This is a genomic window from Bradyrhizobium sp. CCBAU 25360, assembly GCF_028128695.1.
Lineage (GTDB): Bacteria > Pseudomonadota > Alphaproteobacteria > Rhizobiales > Xanthobacteraceae > Bradyrhizobium > Bradyrhizobium ottawaense.
Window position 1 is genome coordinate 25,378 of record NZ_LBJA01000027.1, and the last position, 16,281, is coordinate 41,658.

The window sequence follows — 16,281 nt, forward strand, 5'->3', positions numbered from 1 at the left end:
GCATGCCCTCAATGTGAGACCAATCACATTTTCGTCGCCATGGAGGCCCTAACGTGCCGCCGGTAAGATCGAGCCGGATCACGTCGAGCACAAACATGACAGCCTGCTTATTCCCCCTGCGGCGCACCCGGGCGTTGCGGTCAATCGTCGCGATAACGCCGAATCTCCAAGTGGTTGACGCCCTCCGTCCCCGGTTTGATAATGCAGGAAGCGTAAGTTAAGGTCGCCGCGGCGCAAGCTGGTAACGGCGCCTTTTTGGCTGGACCGCGCTGATTATGAAAATTCGCTTCTTTCTTCTTCTGCCCTTGCTCATCTCGCTCGTCCCGACGGCCCCATCGCTTGCGGCCGGTGACCGCTTTGCGCTGGTCATCGGCAACGCGAAGTACCCGGATGCGGATGCCCCGCTGAAGGAACCGATCAACGATGCCCGTGACGTCGCCGACGAGCTCAAGCGCGACGGCTTTTCGGTCGAGATCGCCGAGAATCTGACCGGCGACGGCATGCGCCGCGCCTTCGACAAGCTCTACGGCAAGATCAAGCCGGGATCGGTGGCGCTGGTATTCTTCAGCGGCTTCGGCATCCAGTCGGCGCGCCAGAGCTACATGCTGCCGATCGATGCGCAGATCTGGACCGAATCCGACGTGCGCCGCGACGGTTTCAGCCTCGAGACCGTCCTCGGCGAGCTCAACACCCGCGGCGCCGGCGTCAAGATCGCGCTGATCGACGCCTCCAGGCGCAATCCGTTCGAGCGCCGGTTCCGCAGTTTCTCGGCTGGCCTGACCCCGGTCATCGCGCCGAACGGAACGCTGGTGATGTATTCGGCGGCGCTGGCCTCGGTGGTCTCCGACGCCGGCGGCGAGCACAGCCTGTTCGTCCAGGAGCTCCTGAAGGAAATCCGGGTCCCCGACCTGATGGCCGAGGAGACACTGAACCGGACCAAGATGGGCGTCACCCGCGCTTCGCGCGGCGAGCAGGTGCCGTGGATATCCTCTTCATTGGCCGAAGATTTCTCGTTCAGCCCGGGAGCTGGCGGGTCGCGTCCGGCACCGGCGACGCCGCCCGCGCCTCCCGCGCCGCCGCCGGTCGTCGCCAACAACCCGCCGCCGTCACCGCCCGCGCCGCCGACACCGCCTCCGCCGTCGAAGCCGGCCGACACCGCTGCGGCGCCCGCGCCTGCTTCGCCACCAGCGCCAGCGCCAGCGCCTGCGCCTGCGCCGGCCCCCACGCCGAAGCCGCAGGTCGAGGCCGCCCTGCCCCCGCCGCCACCGCCGGTCAAACCGATTGATCCCGCTCCGGCACCGAGCACCGACAGCGGGCCGAGCGCTGCCGCGCTGGCCGACGATCCCACGATCAAGAGCCTGACCTCCAAGATCGCCGCCAATCCGGATGACGTGAACGCGCTGTACCGGCGCGGCCAGGTCTATGCCAGCAAGGGCGCCTACAACCTCGCCATCAAGGATTTCGACGACACGCTCCGGATCAACACCAAGGATGTCGAGGCGCTGAACAACCGCTGCTGGACCCGCACCGTGGTCGGCGACCTCCAGGGCGCGCTGAAGGATTGCAACGAGGCGTTGCGGCTGCGGCCCAACTTCGTCGATGCGCTGGACAGCCGCGGGCTCGTCAACCTCAAATCGGGCGCGGTCAAGAATGCCATCGCCGATTTCGATGCGGCCCTCAGGATCAACCCGCGCCTGACTTCCTCGCTCTACGGACGTGGCCTCGCCAAGCAGCGCAATGGCTCCGCCCAGGAAGGCGCGCTTGATATCGCCAATGCCAAGGCAATGGACCCGAACATCGTTCAGGAGTTCGCAAGCTACGGAGTGCGCTAGTATTTTTTTGAATTGAGGCAGGCGGCGCCTCGAACCCCTGGTGGCCCAGGGAAGACTAACGAACGGATGCCGCAGGCAGCCTTCCCCGGGGGGCTCATTGCAGGAATTTTGGCAGGAATTTTGGAACCGCGCGAGCTGGCTGCGCAGGAGGGACTGGTTATGAAATCGGCTGCAAAGGGACTTACCGCGATCCTGTCCATCATCACTCTTGGCATCACTCTTGGCGCCACGCTGTCGCTGCCGGCCTCGCCGGCCTTCGCTGGCGATGACGGCAACAGCAAGAACGTCACCGAGGACGACATCGTCCGCGCGCTGGCGCCGCCGGCCAAGAAGCCCCTGACCCGCGGCCTCTCGATCGCCCCGCAGGCCGATCCCGCGCCGAACGCGGCCGAGACCAAGCTGATCCAGTCGGTGCGCGGCCGCTCGACGCGTTCGCTGTCCTCGACCGAGCGCGAGGAAATCGCGTCGGTCGCCAAGGACAAGCCGAACATCGATCTCGAAATCACGTTCGACTACAACTCCGCCAATATCAGCGCCAAGTCGATGCCGTCCGTGCAGGCGCTCGGTCGCGCGCTGACCAGTCCCGACCTGAAGGGCTCCACCTTCGTGGTCGCCGGTCATACCGATGCCGCCGGCGGCGAAACCTACAACCAGGACCTGTCGGAACGCCGCGCGGATGCGATCAAGCGCTATCTCGTCGACAAATACAGCATCTCCGCCACCGACCTCGTCACCGTCGGCTACGGCAAGAGCAAGCTGAAGAATCCGAGCCAGCCGATGGCAGAGGCCAACCGCCGCGTGCAGGTCGTCAACATGGAAAACAAGACCACCGCATCGAAGTGAGCACGACGCAATCCTCTGAAGTGACAAGTCGTGATGTGGTGTAAAGTCTCGCCTCCAAAGCGCGTCCCGCGGCCTTGCGGGACGCCGCTTTGTTTCAGGGAAACGTTCTCGATGGGCCTCGCGCGGACGGCCGTGAGCCAGGCCAGGATGATCCGGCGATGAATCTCTCCGAATATCTCAAGCCTGCCGGAACGGTGGTGTTCGTCGTCGCGCTCGGCGTCGGCTATTACCTGTTCGAGCATCGGAAGCGCGCCGAGCCGAAGGAGACGCAGAGCGAGGCGCTCGTCATCGTGACGAAGTCGACCAATGCCTGCTTCTCCGACCTCGTGCGGGTGACCGGCTTCTTCGTGCCGCGCCGCGAGGCGGTGGTCATCGCCGACCAGGAAGGATCCAAGGTCACCGACCTCTTCGTCACCGAAGGCACCGTCGTTGCCGACAACCAGGAGCTGGCGCGCCTGACCGCGCCGCCACAGATCCCGGGGCAGCCGCAGAGACCCGGTCCGCAAGGCCCGATCTCGCTGAAAGCACCTGCGCCGGGCCTCATCACCGAAGTCCGCACCATTGTCGGCGCGCCCGCTTCACCGCAGGCCGGCCCGATGTTCCGCATCGCCGTCAACAACGAGATCGAGCTCGATGCTCAGGTTCCGGCGGTGCACATGCCCAAGCTCAGTTCGGGCGCCACCGTGCGGATCAGCCGCGACGACGCGCCCGATTTGATCGGCCGGGTCCGGCTGGTTGCGCCCGAAATCGACCGCGCCACGCAGCTCGGCCGCGTCCGCATCAGCGTTACCAACAATCCGTCGCTGAAGGTCGGCGTATTCGCCCGCGCCTCGATCGACGCCAAGCGAAGCTGCGGCGTCTCGATCCCCAAGACCGCGATCGACCATCTCACCATTCAGGTCGTCAAGGGCAACACGATCGAGACGCGCAAGGTGCGGGTCGGGCTCTCGTCCGACAACGCGACGGAAATCCTGGAAGGCCTCGACGTCGGCGAAATCGTCGTGGCCGACGCCGGCTCTTCGCTCCATGACGGCGACCAGATCAAGACCATGTTCGCCGATGAACTCGATCGCACGCGGGTACGCTGATGGCTCTCAATATCTCGGCTTGGTCGATCCGGAATCCGCTGCCGTCGGTCGTCTTCTCGATCATCCTCTTGATTCTCGGCTGGGTGTCTTTCACCAAGCTCGCGGTGACGCGGCTGCCTTCGGCCGACATTCCCGTGATCTCGGTCGTGGTATCGCAGTTCGGCGCGGCGCCCGCCGAGCTCGAATCGCAGGTGACCAAGACGGTCGAAGACGCCGTCTCCGGCGTCGAGGGCGTGCGGCACATTACCTCACAGATCACCGACGGTGTGTCGGTCACCACCATCCAGTTCGCGCTTGAAACCAACACCGACCGCGCGCTCAACGACGTCAAGGACGCGGTGACGCGTGTCCGCTCGAACCTGCCGCAGAACGTCACCGAGCCGCTGATCCAGCGCGTCGACGTCATCGGCCTGCCGATCGTCACCTACGCCGCGATTTCGCCCGGCAAGACGCCCGAGCAGCTCTCCTATTTCGTCGACGACGTGGTCAAGCGCGCGCTGCAAGGCGTGCGCGGCGTCGCCCAGGTCGAGCGCATCGGCGGTGTCGAGCGCGAGATTCTTGTTTCGCTCGATCCCGACCGCCTGCAGGCGATGGGGCTGACCGCGGTCAATGTCAGCCAGAGCCTGCGCGGTACCAATGTCGACGTCGCCGGCGGCCGGGCCGAGATCGGCAAGAACGACCAGGCGATCCGCACGCTCGCCGGCGCAAAGACGCTGAGCGATCTTGCCGGCACCATGATCCCGCTGTTCGGCGGCGGCGAGGTCCGGCTCGACGATCTCGGCACCGTCACCGACACCATCGCAGACCGCCGCACCTTCGCCCGCTTCAACGGCGAGCCGATCGTCGCGCTCGGCATCAAGCGCTCCAAGGGCGCCAGCGACGTCAAGGTGGCCGAGGCCGTGCAGAAGCGCATCGACGTACTCAAGGCCGCCTATCCCGACGTCGACCTGAAGGTGATCGACACCTCGGTCGAATATACCAACGGCAATTACCACGCGGCGATCTCGACCCTGTTCGAAGGCGCCATCCTCGCCGTCGTCATCGTGCTCTTGTTCCTGCGAGACCTGCGCGCCACCATCATCGCCGCGATCTCGCTGCCGTTGTCGATCTTCCCGGCGTTCTGGGCGATGGACCTGCTCGGCTTCTCGCTGAACCTCGTCAGCTTCCTCGCCATCACGCTATCGACGGGTATTCTGGTCGACGACGCCATCGTCGAGATCGAAAACATCGTCAGGCACATGAACATGGGCAAGTCGCCCTATCGTGCCGCCCTCGAAGCCGCCGACGAGATCGGCCTCGCGGTGATCGCGATCTCGCTCACCATCATCGCGATCTTCGCACCGGCGAGCTTCATGTCGGGTATCGCCGGACAGTTCTTCAAGCAGTTCGGCATCACCGTCTCGGTGCAGGTGTTCTTCTCGCTGCTCGCGGCGCGCTTCGTCACGCCGGTGCTCGCCGCCTACTTCCTCAAGCCTGGCACTCACGAAGAACCGCCGCCCGGCCGCGTGCTGCGGTCCTATCACAGGATCGTGGCCTGGTCGGTAAAACACTATTTCATCACGGTGCTGGTCGGCTTCGGCGTCTTCGCCGCCTCGATCTGGAGCATTACGCTGTTGCCGCAGGGTTTCCTGCCGGCGCAGGACAGTTCGCGCTCGCTGCTTGCGCTCGAGCTGCCGCCGGGCACCCAGCTCGCCTATACCGAAAAGGTCACCGAGGACATCGTCGCGCGCCTGCGCAAGCGGCCCGAGGTGAAGAGCATCTTCGTCGACGGCGGGCGCGTTCCGCCGGGCACCCAGGAAGTCCGGCGCGCCGCGCTGATCATCAATTACACGCCCAAGGATGCCCGCGACATCACCCAGCGCGAGCTCGAATTCTCGATCAGCCAGGAATTGGAGAACATTCCCGACATCCGCTTCTGGTTCCTCGACGAGAACGGCCTGCGCGCTATCTCGCTGGTCGTGACCGGTGTCGACGCCAACATCGTCAACAATTTCGCGAGCGAGCTCGCGACGCAGATGAAGCGGATTCCCACCATCTCCAACGTGATCTCGGAAACCACGCTGGAGCGGCCGGAGCTGCGCGTCGAACCGCGCGCCGATCTCGCCGCGCGGCTCGGGGTCTCGACCGAAAGCCTGTCGCAGACCATCCGCGTCGCCACCATCGGCGATGTCGGACCCGCGCTCGCCAAGTTCGACGTCGGCGACCGCCTGGTGCCGATCCGCGTGCAGCTCGAGGATGCCGCGCGCGGCAATCTGAAGACGCTGGAGCAGTTGCGCGTCCCGCTCGGCGAGCACGGCGAGAAGGGCGGCGTGCCACTCTCGGTCATCGCCGACGTCAAGCTCGACCAGGGTCCGACCAGCATCAACCGCTACGATCGCGAGCGGCAGGCGACCGTCGCCGCCGACCTCGTCGGTTCGGCCGCGCTCGGCGACGCCACCAAGAAGATCTACGACCTGCCGGTGATGAAGAGCCGGCCGAAGGGCGTGAAGGTCTCTCCCTCCGGCGACGCCGAAAGCCTGAACGAACTGTCCGACGGCTTCGCCACCGCGATCACGGCGGGCCTGATGATGGTCTACGCCGTGCTGGTGCTGCTGTTCGGCACCTTCCTGCAGCCGATCACCATCCTGTTCTCGCTGCCGCTCTCGATCGGCGGCGCCATCGCGGCCCTGCTCATCACCGGCAAGCAGCTCACCACGCCGGTGTGGATCGGCATTCTGATGCTGATGGGCATCGTCACCAAGAACGCGATCATGCTGGTGGAGTTCGCGATCGAAGCCATTCACGCCGGCAAGCCGCGCGAAGAGGCGATGATCGACGCCGGCATGAAGCGCGCCCGGCCGATCGTGATGACCACGATCGCGATGGCCGCGGGCATGATGCCGAGCGCGCTCGCGGTCGGCGCCGGCGGCGAGTTCCGCTCGCCGATGGCGCTCGCGGTGATCGGCGGCCTGATCTTCTCGACCATCCTGTCGCTGGTGTTCGTGCCCGCGATGTTCATGGTGATGGACGATCTCGGCGCCCTGATCTGGCGCTTCGCCAAGCGGCTGATCGTGCACAGCGAGGATGCCGAGACGGACGGTCATCACGGAGCGGCACCAGCACCGAAAGACGTCGCCCACCGTGCTGCGGAGTAAAATTTAGGCGAGCGGCCGGAGGGGCGCGTCAACGCAGGGCGCCTTCAGGGCGCTATGTTACCCAATAACTTTCGCGCGGACACGCTCGATCCTGCAGTCTGCACCGGCAAGCCCTGCATTCGTGGGCTGCGTTCGGCTGATCCCTACTCGTTCCGCGCGATCGCGGTCAGCTTGGTCATGTTCCGCAGCAGGATGCGGCCGCGCTGGAGATCGAGGATCGCTTCCTTGCGCCAGGCCTGCAGCTGGCGGTTGACGCTTTCGCGGGCGGCACCGACGAAGACGCCGAGCTGCTCCTGCGAGATGTGCACCTCGGAACCGAAATCGGCGGCGAGCGCGCAGAGCCGCCGCGCCAGGCGCACCGGCAGCGGCTGCAGCATGGATTCCTCCATGCGCTCGCTCTGCCAGCGGATGCGCTGGCACAGCAGCGCGATGATCTTGATCGCGACCTTCGGCTCGCGTTCGAGGAAGCTGAGAAAATCTTCGCGCCGCAGCACGAACAATTCGCTGGCCTCGCCGGCGGTCGCATCCGCGGTCCGATTCTGGCCGTCCAGCACCGCGACCTCGCCGAACAGGTCGCCCGGGCCCATGAAATTGAGCGTCAGCCGGCTGCCGTCGGAGGCACCTGTCTCGATGCGGATCTGGCCGCGGCGCACGCCGAACAGCGCGTTGCCGGCATCGCCCTTCTGGAACAGCACCTCGCCGTTCCCCAGGTGCTGGGTGTGACAGAGATTGGACAGCCGCTGGAGCTCGTCTGCACCGAGATCCGCGAACATCGCGTTCATCTTCAAAATGACCGCAAATTCGGCCTGCTTGCTCATTTCAATGTCCTTGTGAAGTCCTGGTCAGTCATCTTGTCAGACGCTTGGCAAATCGCTTGAAACCATCACGATCAGGATCGCGTAAAACCGCGTCGGGGAAGTGTGTCATAAGTCACATAACTTTGCAGCACCCCCTGACTATTTTTACGCGCTTGGAGCCGCTTCCCGTCCCGGGATAAACTCGGCCGCGAAGGATGGATAGCCGGCGGGATTCGACGCCGATCGTCCGTCAGTGGAAAGTCGAGATGAGAGCAGTAAAATTCGCCGGCGCGGCATTGGCCGCCGTCATCGTCGTGATCGCACTCCTGCTGGTGGTCGGAATCCCCTCGGGCTTCCTGACGTCGACGATCGCCTCGCGCGTCGAGAGCGCGACCGGCTATCGTCTCTCGATCGACGGCACCACGAAGATCAGCCTGTGGCCGACGTTGAACGTCACCCTGAACGACCTCTCGCTTGCCGACCCCCGGGATCGCAGCGGCATCACGCGCGTGACGGTCGACAGCGTGCAGGCCGACATGTCGCTCTCCAGCGTGTGGTCGGGCCGCCCTGAGATCCGCGAGCTGATCGTCACCCATCCGGTGCTCTACCAGCCGCTGCTGCGTGAACGCCTGCCGAATGCGGGGGGGTCGTCGAAGCCGCTCGCGCTCGATGTCGGCGGGGCATCCATCGACCGCATCAAGGTCACCGACGGTGAGGTCGCATTCGCGCGCGTGCGCGACCGTGTCGAGGGCCGCATCAGTGCCATCAACGCGGAGGCGACCATCGGCCGCGACCGCAAGGTCAATGTCACCGGCACCGCGCGCGTCGGCGACCACCCGACCAAGTTCGACATCAAGGCGACCACGCCGGCGCCGCCGGCCGACCGGCCGACGATCCCGGTGGATTTCGCCATCGACATGCCCGACGTGTTGAAGTCTCAGCTCACCGGCCATGCCGAGATGCGAATGAACGGCGACGTCGTGATGATCAACGGCGTGAATGGCCGGCTCGGCGATGGCACATTCAACGGCTGGGCTTCGGTCGACATTGCGAGCAAGCCGCTGGTCAAGCTCGACCTCGACTTCCAGCGACTGGCGATTCCGCTGGCGAAATCGCCGGAGGGCGCAGCCGGGCAGCCTTGGAGCAATGCGCCGATCGACGTCTCCGGGCTCAATTATGTCGATGCGCAGGTGCGTATCTCGGCGAACGAAGCCGTGATCGGCGATGCCCGCATCGCGCCGCTGGCGCTCGATGCGAAGCTCGCCGGCGGCGTGCTGAAGGCCGGCACCGCCAATCTCGGCGCCTATGGCGGCCAGGTCTCCGGCGAGGTGATCCTCGATGCAACCACCGGCGCGCCGAGCTTTGCCATGCATTCCGATCTCGTCGGCGTGCGTGCGCTGCCGCTGCTTCAGGGCCTTGCCGAATTCGACCGCATCGACGGCAAGCTGCAGGCCAAGCTCGCTCTTCGCAGCGCGGGCACCAGCCAGCGCGCGCTGATGGCCAACATGCAGGGCACAGCCTTCGTCAATTTCCAGGACGGCGCCATCCGCGGCATCAATGTCGCGCAGATGATTCGCTCGCTGACATCGGGCACGCTGTCCGGCTGGCAGGACAACCAGAATGCCGGCCAGGAGCAGAGCACGGATTTGTCGCAGCTCTCGGCCTCGTTCCGCATCGACAAGGGCCAGGCGGTGACGACCGATCTCAACCTGATCGGGCCGCTGGTGCGCGTGACCGGTGCCGGCACCATCGCGCTCGACACCAAGATGATGGGCTTTCGCGTCGAGCCGAAGCTGGTGATGACGACCGAAGGCCAGGGCCGCGCCAATGAGCCCGTCGGCTTCGGCATTCCCGTGATGATCCAGGGCAGCTGGTCGCAGCCCAAGATCTACCCTGATATGGCCGGCATGCTGGACAATCCGGATGCCGCCTATGCCAAGCTGCGCGAGATGGGTAAGGGCCTGTTCGGCCCTGATGGCGCCGGGCTCGGCAACATTCTGGGGAGTTTGGGTCTCGGTGGCACGACTGCACCCGGCGGCAACGCGGCCGGCAACGCCAATCCGCAAGCCCAGCAGCCGGGGCAGAACAATCTGCTCGGCGGCCCCTTGGGCGAAGCCATCGGCAATTTGATTCAGCAGGGACTTTCCAGCGGCGCGGGAAGCAGCACTGGCGCCGCGCCAGGCAGTGGCCGCAGCCGCAGCCTGCCGGCAACGCCCTCTGCGCCCGCGCCACAGGCCTCGCCCGCGGCTCCGGCCCTGGAGGACCCGCCGGTCGCTCAGCAGGACAGTCAGCCAATGAACGACGTGCTGCGGCAACTCTTTAACCGGTGATTGGCGGGCTGGGCTCCACGGCAATCCCCTTACATCAGCTTCCCCGCCACCGGCTTCCTCCGAACGGATGAGGCTGCGGCAATTCACCGGCCTTCCGCCGGCCCCGGCGTCCACAGGGAGTAACCACGCCGGCCGGTCCCCGGCCCGCGCGGCGGTCCTTTGGCCCAAATTGTGATAGAACGGCCGGGAAGGGCCTGCACGGCCCGTGAGCGCGCAGCGTCGATGGCGGCGCGAGAGGATCGGGATGGCAGGAGCGAACGACAAGACACGGTTTCTGCGCGAGGGCCTGTTCGCCAAATACGTCGTCTCCCTCGTCGGCCTCGTCGTGTTCGTCCTCGCCGTCAACGGCGCGATGGAGACCTGGATCTCCTACCGCGCCACCAAGACCCAGCTGACCGACGGGCTGGAGGACAAGGCGCAAGCCGCCGCCCGGCGGATCGAGCAGTCGATCTCGGAGCTCGATCGCCAGATCAGCTGGGTGACGCGGGCGAGCCAGGACACCCTCGAAAAGCGCCGCGCCGACTACGCGTCGCTGCTGCACCAAGTCTCGGTCGTCAACCAGCTGTTCCAGCTCAACGGCGAAGGCCGCGAGGTGCTGCGCGTCTCCCGCCAATCGACCACGACCGGCAGCAATGCCGACCTCTCCCGCGACATGCGCTTCACCGACACCGTCGCCCGCGGCGTCAGCTATGCGCCGGCCTGGTTCGCCGACCGGACGCCGTTCATGTCGATCTCGGTGGCGCATTCCGGCTTCAATGCCGGCGTCACCGTGGCCGAGATCGATCTCAGCTTTCTCTCCGACTTCCTGTCCGACGCGCAAGTCGGCAAGGCCGCCTTTGCCTATGTCGTCGATCCCCGCGGCCGCGTGCTGGCGACGTCGTCGAAAGGGCCCGATGTCGGCAAGGATTTGTCGAAGCTGCCGCAGGTCGCGGCCGCGATCGCGCCTGGCCATGAGGCCGACAGTTCGGGCACCGACTTCAACGGCCATGCGGTGATGAGCGCCGCGAGCACGGTGCCGAAGCTCGGCTGGAGCGTGCTGTTCGAGCAGCCGACCACGCAGGCCCTGACGCCGATCCGCGACCAGCTGGTGCGCATCGCGCTCCTGATCGGCATGGGGCTGATGGTCGCGATCCTCGCCGGCACGCTGCTCGCCCGCCGCATGATCATTCCGATCACCGCGCTGCGCGACGGCGCCTACAGGCTCGGCGAGGGCGATTTCAGTCACCGCATCGAAGTGCGTACCGCGGACGAGCTGGAAGATCTCGCCGGTCAGTTCAACCGCATGGCCGGCCAGATCCAGGAGACCTATTCGGACCTGGAGACCAAGGTCGAGGAGCGCACGCGCGATCTGGCGCAGTCGATCAACGAGCTGAAGGTGCTGGAGGAGGTCGGCCGCGCCGTCGCCGCCTCGCTCGATCTCAACGCCGTGCTGCCGACGATCGCCGCGCGCGCGATCGAGATCACCCATGCCGATGCGGTGCTGATCTACGGCTTCGATGCCGAGAGGCGCCGCTTCAACCTGGTCGAGGCCAACGGCATCGACAAATCCCCCGACGGCGCGCATGTCACCATCGACGAAGGCGAGAACATCCTGAGCGATGCCGCCGAAAGCGGCGAGCCGATCGCGATTGCCGAACTTGGCGCGGCCGCCGAGCAGCCGCTGCGCGAGGTCGCCATCGCGGCCGGCTTCCACTCGGTGCTGGTGGTGCCGCTGGTCGACCAGCAGGGCACGCTCGGCTCGCTGGTGGTGCTGCGCCGCGCGAGCGGCGAGTTCGCCGCCAGCATCATCGGCCTGATGCGCACCTTCGCCAACCAGGCCGTGCTGGCGATGCGCAATGCGCGGCTGTTCACCGAGGTCGACCACAAGAGCCACGCGCTGGAGACGGCGAACGAGACCGTGCGCGCCCAGGCCGACAAGCTGCGCGAGCAGACCGAGCAATTGAAGAACTGGAACAAGTCGCTGGAGGAGCGCGTCAAGACCCAGCTCGGCGAGATCGAGCGCATCCGCAAGCTGGAACGTTTCCTGGCGCCGCAGGTCGCACAGCTGATCGCCTCCTCCGACAGCCCCGAAGGGCTGCTCACCAGCCAGCGCCGCGAGGTGACCGTGGTGTTCTGCGATCTGCGCGGCTTCACCGCGTTCACGGAAGCGACCGAGCCGGAAGAGGCGATGAACGTGCTGCGCGAATATCACGCCGCGCTCGGCAAGCTGATCTTCAAGTACGAGGGCACGCTGGACAAATATGCCGGCGACGGCGTGATGATCCTGTTCAACGCGCCGATCCAGTTCGAGGACCACACCAAGCGCGCCGTGAAGATGGCGGTGGAGATGCGCGACACGATCGGCCCGCTGACCGAGCGCTGGCGCAACCGCGGACACAGCCTCGGCTTCGGCATCGGCATCGCGGTCGGCTATGCCACGCTCGGCCAGGTCGGCTTCGAGCAGCGGCTGGAATATGCCGCGATCGGCAGCGTCACCAACCTCGCCTCGCGCCTGTGCGGCGAAGCCAAGCCCAACCAGATCGTGGTCAGCCGCCGCGTCTACGGCATCGTAGAGCCCTGGGTCGACGCGCGCGCGCTCGACGACCTCCAGCTCAAGGGTTTCAATCATCCCGTGCTGGCGATGGAGATTTTGAACTGGCGCGAGGAAGTCGAGAACGTGATGGACGCCTCAGTGGCGCGGCGCCGCGGTTAGCTCTCTCGCTCGCCTCGCATGGTCTGGCATTGCCTGCTATCGCTTACAAACAGCATGTCGCGATCCCGCGGCACATGGCGCCCGGGTTTAGCTTGGTCTCGGCACCCTTCGAAGTGGAAGGGCGCAGGGAAGACCGGGCACCGGCTGGCACCCGAAAACCCCTGTGCATGAGTGCGTGATAGTCGCTCACAGGGGAGAAACAGGTGCGGCCGAATGCCCGGCCTTCCCTGCGCAGTGGTTGAAACGGCTTATGTCGCGCTCTCGCCGGTGAGTCGATTCTCTGTTGCCACCGTCGTCTTGCAGCTTTCAAGGGATGCGCAGGTCCGGTCGGACCAGCGCACCGCTGCAAGACTTGACGCCAGAAATTCGGGCGTCACGACCACACGATTTTGCCGTACGCAAGGCAGCACCGTCGTACACGCGCCCGCTGATCGCTCACGGGGACTACCCGCCCTGCGACCGCATCTGGCACCAACGCCGCCCGCGTCCACCGCCCCTCACCCCACGAACCCTGACGATCGCGATCCGTCCCTTACCGGGGGATGAGTTGGGAGGGATCATAGGGTGTTTCGTTTTTCGAGTAAAGCGAATTTTGGATTATTCGAATGAGAGATGTGCTTCAGGCCTTCTTAAAACATCGAAAACAACCCCATGCACAGTAGACGGCGACTGACAGATCAATGGGTTGCGAGAGTCGGTCGGAGGCCACAATTCAACGCGGCGGTTTTCGCGCAGACCGCCACGCTGGACCTCGGTCTCGGCAGTGGTCGTGCTTCCACCGGTGGCGGCGATTTCGATTTCGTCGCCCTCCTTGAGAGCGAGCTGGTCGATCAGCTCCTGGGGGAAGAACCACAGCAAGATCGTCATCCCATTTGAAAACCTTCATCGCTGTCTCCGCGGGAGCAGACTATGGCCGGGGCGAGTGCTGCTTCTCTGCGTCGAGGCGCTCAATGTCTTCTCTGAGAAGGGTGTTCACGAGGTCGTTCAGCGAGGTGCCTTGGGTCTCGGCGAGGTCCGAGAGGTAGGCCAGAACCTCGGGTTCCAGGTGCACCGGCGGCACGAGGCGAGCGCCTTTGCGGAAGAACTTGCCGCGCGCGGCGGTCGAGAAATCGTATTCGTCCTTCATCGGATTACCGTTCAACCTTCATAAGACCTGATCTCGCGGCGACTCGGGTAGCGCGCCGAGATGATGCGGATCGCGGCCCGGTCCGCTGTCAGCTCGACATAGGTATGAACGACCAGAAGCAAATTACCAGCCGGGCTCCGGCCCATGGTAACCCATCGCTCCTCCCCTTTGCCAGACTCATTGTCGAGTAGCGACAGGGCCAGCGGATCGCTGAAAACGCCCATCGCCGCCTCGAAGGCGACCCCATGCTTGCGCCGATTGCTCTCCGCCTTGATCGGGTCCCAATCGAACTCGAACTGCATAGTCAGAGTGCCCCGAGAAGACACGGTGCTGGAGGGCGGCGAAGAGGACATCAATCGTTGCCTCCTCACAGAGCGTAGGAATAAGCCTTTCCGTAAGAACTTCCAAGCAGCCAGATCAGATAGGAGGGGTTAAAACCGCCTCAGCGTGCCCTCACCGCTCGTCCCGCCCATACCGCGTGATCTATCGGCGGAGATAGAAGTACCGAACAACTCATCTTCGCCAAACTTCTCCCTGTGGTTATGGGTCCCGGCGTTCGCCGGGACGACAGGGGAGAATGAGGCGACGGCGTTGCCAAAATTCCTCCCCCCCGAACCACATCCCTGCTCCCCGCGACTAACCCTCGCCTCAACGGCGAGGCGCTTCCAATGGAGACTACCAGTGGCGTTTGCCTTGCCTTCGCGTGCTTATGATCTGAAGATGCTGGACCGTCCCGCCGATCGCGCGCGCGACCAGGGTTGGGTCTATGGCCTGCCGCCGGGCATCGGCAGCGAGCAATGGCCGCTTGATCCCGTCACCGGCTATCCGCTGATGCACGGCTTCACGCTGCTGCTGCCGGAAGATTATCGCGTGCATGGCGAGGACATCGTCGCGGTGTCGTTCTTCGCCACTCCGGCTGATCACACTGACGGCGGCGCGACCGATGTCCCCGAGATCCGCGCGGCGGTGATGGCGCAGCCATCGCATCCGCGCCTGTCGCGCATGACCGACATCCTCGACTACGAATATGCCGCGCTGCTGCTGACCAGAAGCGAATACGAAGGCCCGTTCGCGACACCGCCCGCGCCGCTTGCGCTGGCGACGGCCGACCGGCCGCGCTGGCTCGATGTCGGCGGCGCCAGTGCCTTCTTTGAGACGGCCCCGCCCTTTGCGCAGAAGATGTTCGCCGGCCCTCCGCGTGCCGAACTGGCCGAGAACCTCGCGATCGCGTTGACGCCGCGCGCTGATGATCCCAACGCCGGCAAGGCCCCGCAGGACCCGCACATCCCGCGCAACCCGCCGACCGGCTATCAGTCCTATTATTACTTTGAGGGCGGCGTCCCGACCGCCGACAATTACCGCCTGCACGACTGGGCCAAGGACCACGCCCACAACCATCTCGGCGGCACCATGCGGCCGTGCCAGGCGGTGCCGGAGATGAGTCCGTTCTATATCGAGTTCGAGGAATATCTCGGCGGCTACAATTTCGGCACCGGCAACGCGCAGTTCGACTTCAGGGACATGAAATTCGACTGGGCGTGCGGCTGATCGAAGCGGCTTCGGCGGCGTAGGCGGGACAGGCCCCACCGATGGAGATTCCCGAGCTTCCAACGCCAGCCCAAGCTTGCCTGCCAGAAAAATCGATTTTCGATTTTCTATTGACCCCGGGATGCCGCCTTGCAATCATCGCCCGATGGGTCCGCTTCAATTCGATATGTCCGGAAACTCCGGGGATGGTCCGCGCAGCCTGACGTCGGCGCTGCATGAGCGGTTGCGCGCCGATATCCTGGCGGCGCGACTGCTGCCGGCCCAGAAGCTGCACATCGCCGGCCTCGCCAAGCAGTTTTCGGTGAGCCTTGCCGCCGTCCGCGAGGCACTGTCGCGCCTCGTCGCCGACGGCCTGGTGCAGGCCTCGGACCAGCGCGGCTTCCGCGTCAGCCCGGTGTCGCTCGCCGATCTCGCCGACGTGACGCAGACCCGGATCGACATCGAGGGGCTTGCGCTGCGCCGGTCGATCGAGCGGGGCGACGATGCCTGGCTCGAATCGGTGAAGTCGACCTGGTCGGCTCTGAAAGCCGTCCCCTATCACTACCCCGATGATCCCACGGTGCATTACGAGGAATGGGTGATCCGTCACCGCATTTTCCACCGTGCGCTGGTCAACGCCTGCGGCTCGCCATGGCTGCTCGGCTTCCGCGACGTGTTGCACGAGCAAAGCGAGCGATATCGGCGTCTGTCGATCCGTCGCGAGCCCGGCGTCAAGCCGCGCGACGTCGAGGCTGAGCACGAGGCGATCGTCGCGGCCGTGATGAAGCGCGACGCCGATGCGGCGGTTCGCGCTCTGTCAAAGCATTTCGGTATCACCAAGGAATTCGTCGAGCTCGCCGCCTCGCGCATTGCGGAGGTGAGCCGCACGACCTGACGATCCGGACGAATCCG

Annotated in this window: 12 protein-coding genes; 8 read left to right on the forward strand and 4 right to left on the reverse strand. The window is 65.3% G+C overall.

Going from position 1 to position 16,281, the window contains the following annotated elements:
• The first annotated feature begins 275 nt into the window (after nucleotides 1–275).
• From XH81_RS05655 to XH81_RS05670, 4 genes are all read left to right on the forward strand, one after another.
• Complete coding sequence (locus XH81_RS05655) at nucleotides 276–1,832, forward strand: caspase family protein (protein WP_271596078.1); 1,557 nt, start codon at nucleotides 276–278, stop codon at nucleotides 1,830–1,832.
• Nucleotides 1,833–1,991: 159 nt separating this feature from the next.
• The gene (locus tag XH81_RS05660; protein WP_038950746.1) at nucleotides 1,992–2,675 is read left to right on the forward strand and encodes an OmpA family protein; all 684 of its coding nucleotides are present in this window, start codon (nucleotides 1,992–1,994) and stop codon (nucleotides 2,673–2,675) included.
• Between the two features lie 158 nt (nucleotides 2,676–2,833).
• Nucleotides 2,834–3,763, forward strand: coding sequence for an efflux RND transporter periplasmic adaptor subunit (locus tag XH81_RS05665; protein ID WP_028143894.1), 930 nt, complete (start codon nucleotides 2,834–2,836; stop codon nucleotides 3,761–3,763).
• Complete coding sequence (locus tag XH81_RS05670) at nucleotides 3,763–6,897, forward strand: efflux RND transporter permease subunit (RefSeq protein ID WP_028143893.1); 3,135 nt, start codon at nucleotides 3,763–3,765, stop codon at nucleotides 6,895–6,897. Before XH81_RS05665 ends, XH81_RS05670 begins: the two co-directional genes overlap by 1 nt.
• A gap of 143 nt (nucleotides 6,898–7,040) precedes the next feature.
• Here the strand turns inward: XH81_RS05670 and XH81_RS05675 are convergent, their stop codons facing one another.
• Nucleotides 7,041–7,715 (reverse strand): Crp/Fnr family transcriptional regulator, encoded by a 675-nt coding sequence (locus XH81_RS05675; protein ID WP_097669207.1) that lies wholly within the window; start codon nucleotides 7,713–7,715, stop codon nucleotides 7,041–7,043.
• 245 nt (nucleotides 7,716–7,960) lie between these two features.
• On the opposite strand from XH81_RS05675, the gene XH81_RS05680 reads away from it, so the two are divergent.
• Both XH81_RS05680 and XH81_RS05685 read left to right on the forward strand, forming a co-directional pair.
• A complete protein-coding gene (locus XH81_RS05680) occupies nucleotides 7,961–10,024 on the forward strand; it encodes an AsmA family protein (protein WP_038950747.1) in 2,064 nt (687 codons plus the stop codon).
• Between the two features lie 244 nt (nucleotides 10,025–10,268).
• Entirely contained in the window at nucleotides 10,269–12,716 is a 2,448-nt protein-coding gene (locus XH81_RS05685; protein WP_028143890.1) for an adenylate/guanylate cyclase domain-containing protein, read from the forward strand.
• A 597-nt stretch (nucleotides 12,717–13,313) separates the two neighbouring features.
• Here the strand turns inward: XH81_RS05685 and XH81_RS05690 are convergent.
• From XH81_RS05690 to XH81_RS05700, 3 genes are read right to left on the reverse strand one after another with little or no spacing between them, the layout of a single operon-like run.
• Nucleotides 13,314–13,583: a hypothetical protein gene (locus tag XH81_RS05690; protein ID WP_038950749.1), complete on the reverse strand. Its 270-nt coding sequence runs from the start codon at nucleotides 13,581–13,583 to the stop codon at nucleotides 13,314–13,316.
• 40 nt (nucleotides 13,584–13,623) lie between these two features.
• A complete protein-coding gene (locus XH81_RS05695; protein WP_028143888.1) occupies nucleotides 13,624–13,842 on the reverse strand; it encodes a hypothetical protein in 219 nt (72 codons plus the stop codon).
• 11 nt (nucleotides 13,843–13,853) lie between these two features.
• Nucleotides 13,854–14,144 (reverse strand): BrnT family toxin, encoded by a 291-nt coding sequence (locus XH81_RS05700; RefSeq protein WP_028143887.1) that lies wholly within the window; start codon nucleotides 14,142–14,144, stop codon nucleotides 13,854–13,856.
• 379 nt (nucleotides 14,145–14,523) lie between these two features.
• On the opposite strand from XH81_RS05700, the gene XH81_RS05705 reads away from it, so the two are divergent.
• Nucleotides 14,524–15,390: a hypothetical protein gene (locus XH81_RS05705; RefSeq protein WP_028143886.1), complete on the forward strand. Its 867-nt coding sequence runs from the start codon at nucleotides 14,524–14,526 to the stop codon at nucleotides 15,388–15,390.
• A gap of 166 nt (nucleotides 15,391–15,556) precedes the next feature.
• Nucleotides 15,557–16,264: a GntR family transcriptional regulator gene (locus XH81_RS05710; RefSeq protein WP_038973090.1), complete on the forward strand. Its 708-nt coding sequence runs from the start codon at nucleotides 15,557–15,559 to the stop codon at nucleotides 16,262–16,264.
• Nucleotides 16,265–16,281 lie beyond the last annotated feature (17 nt).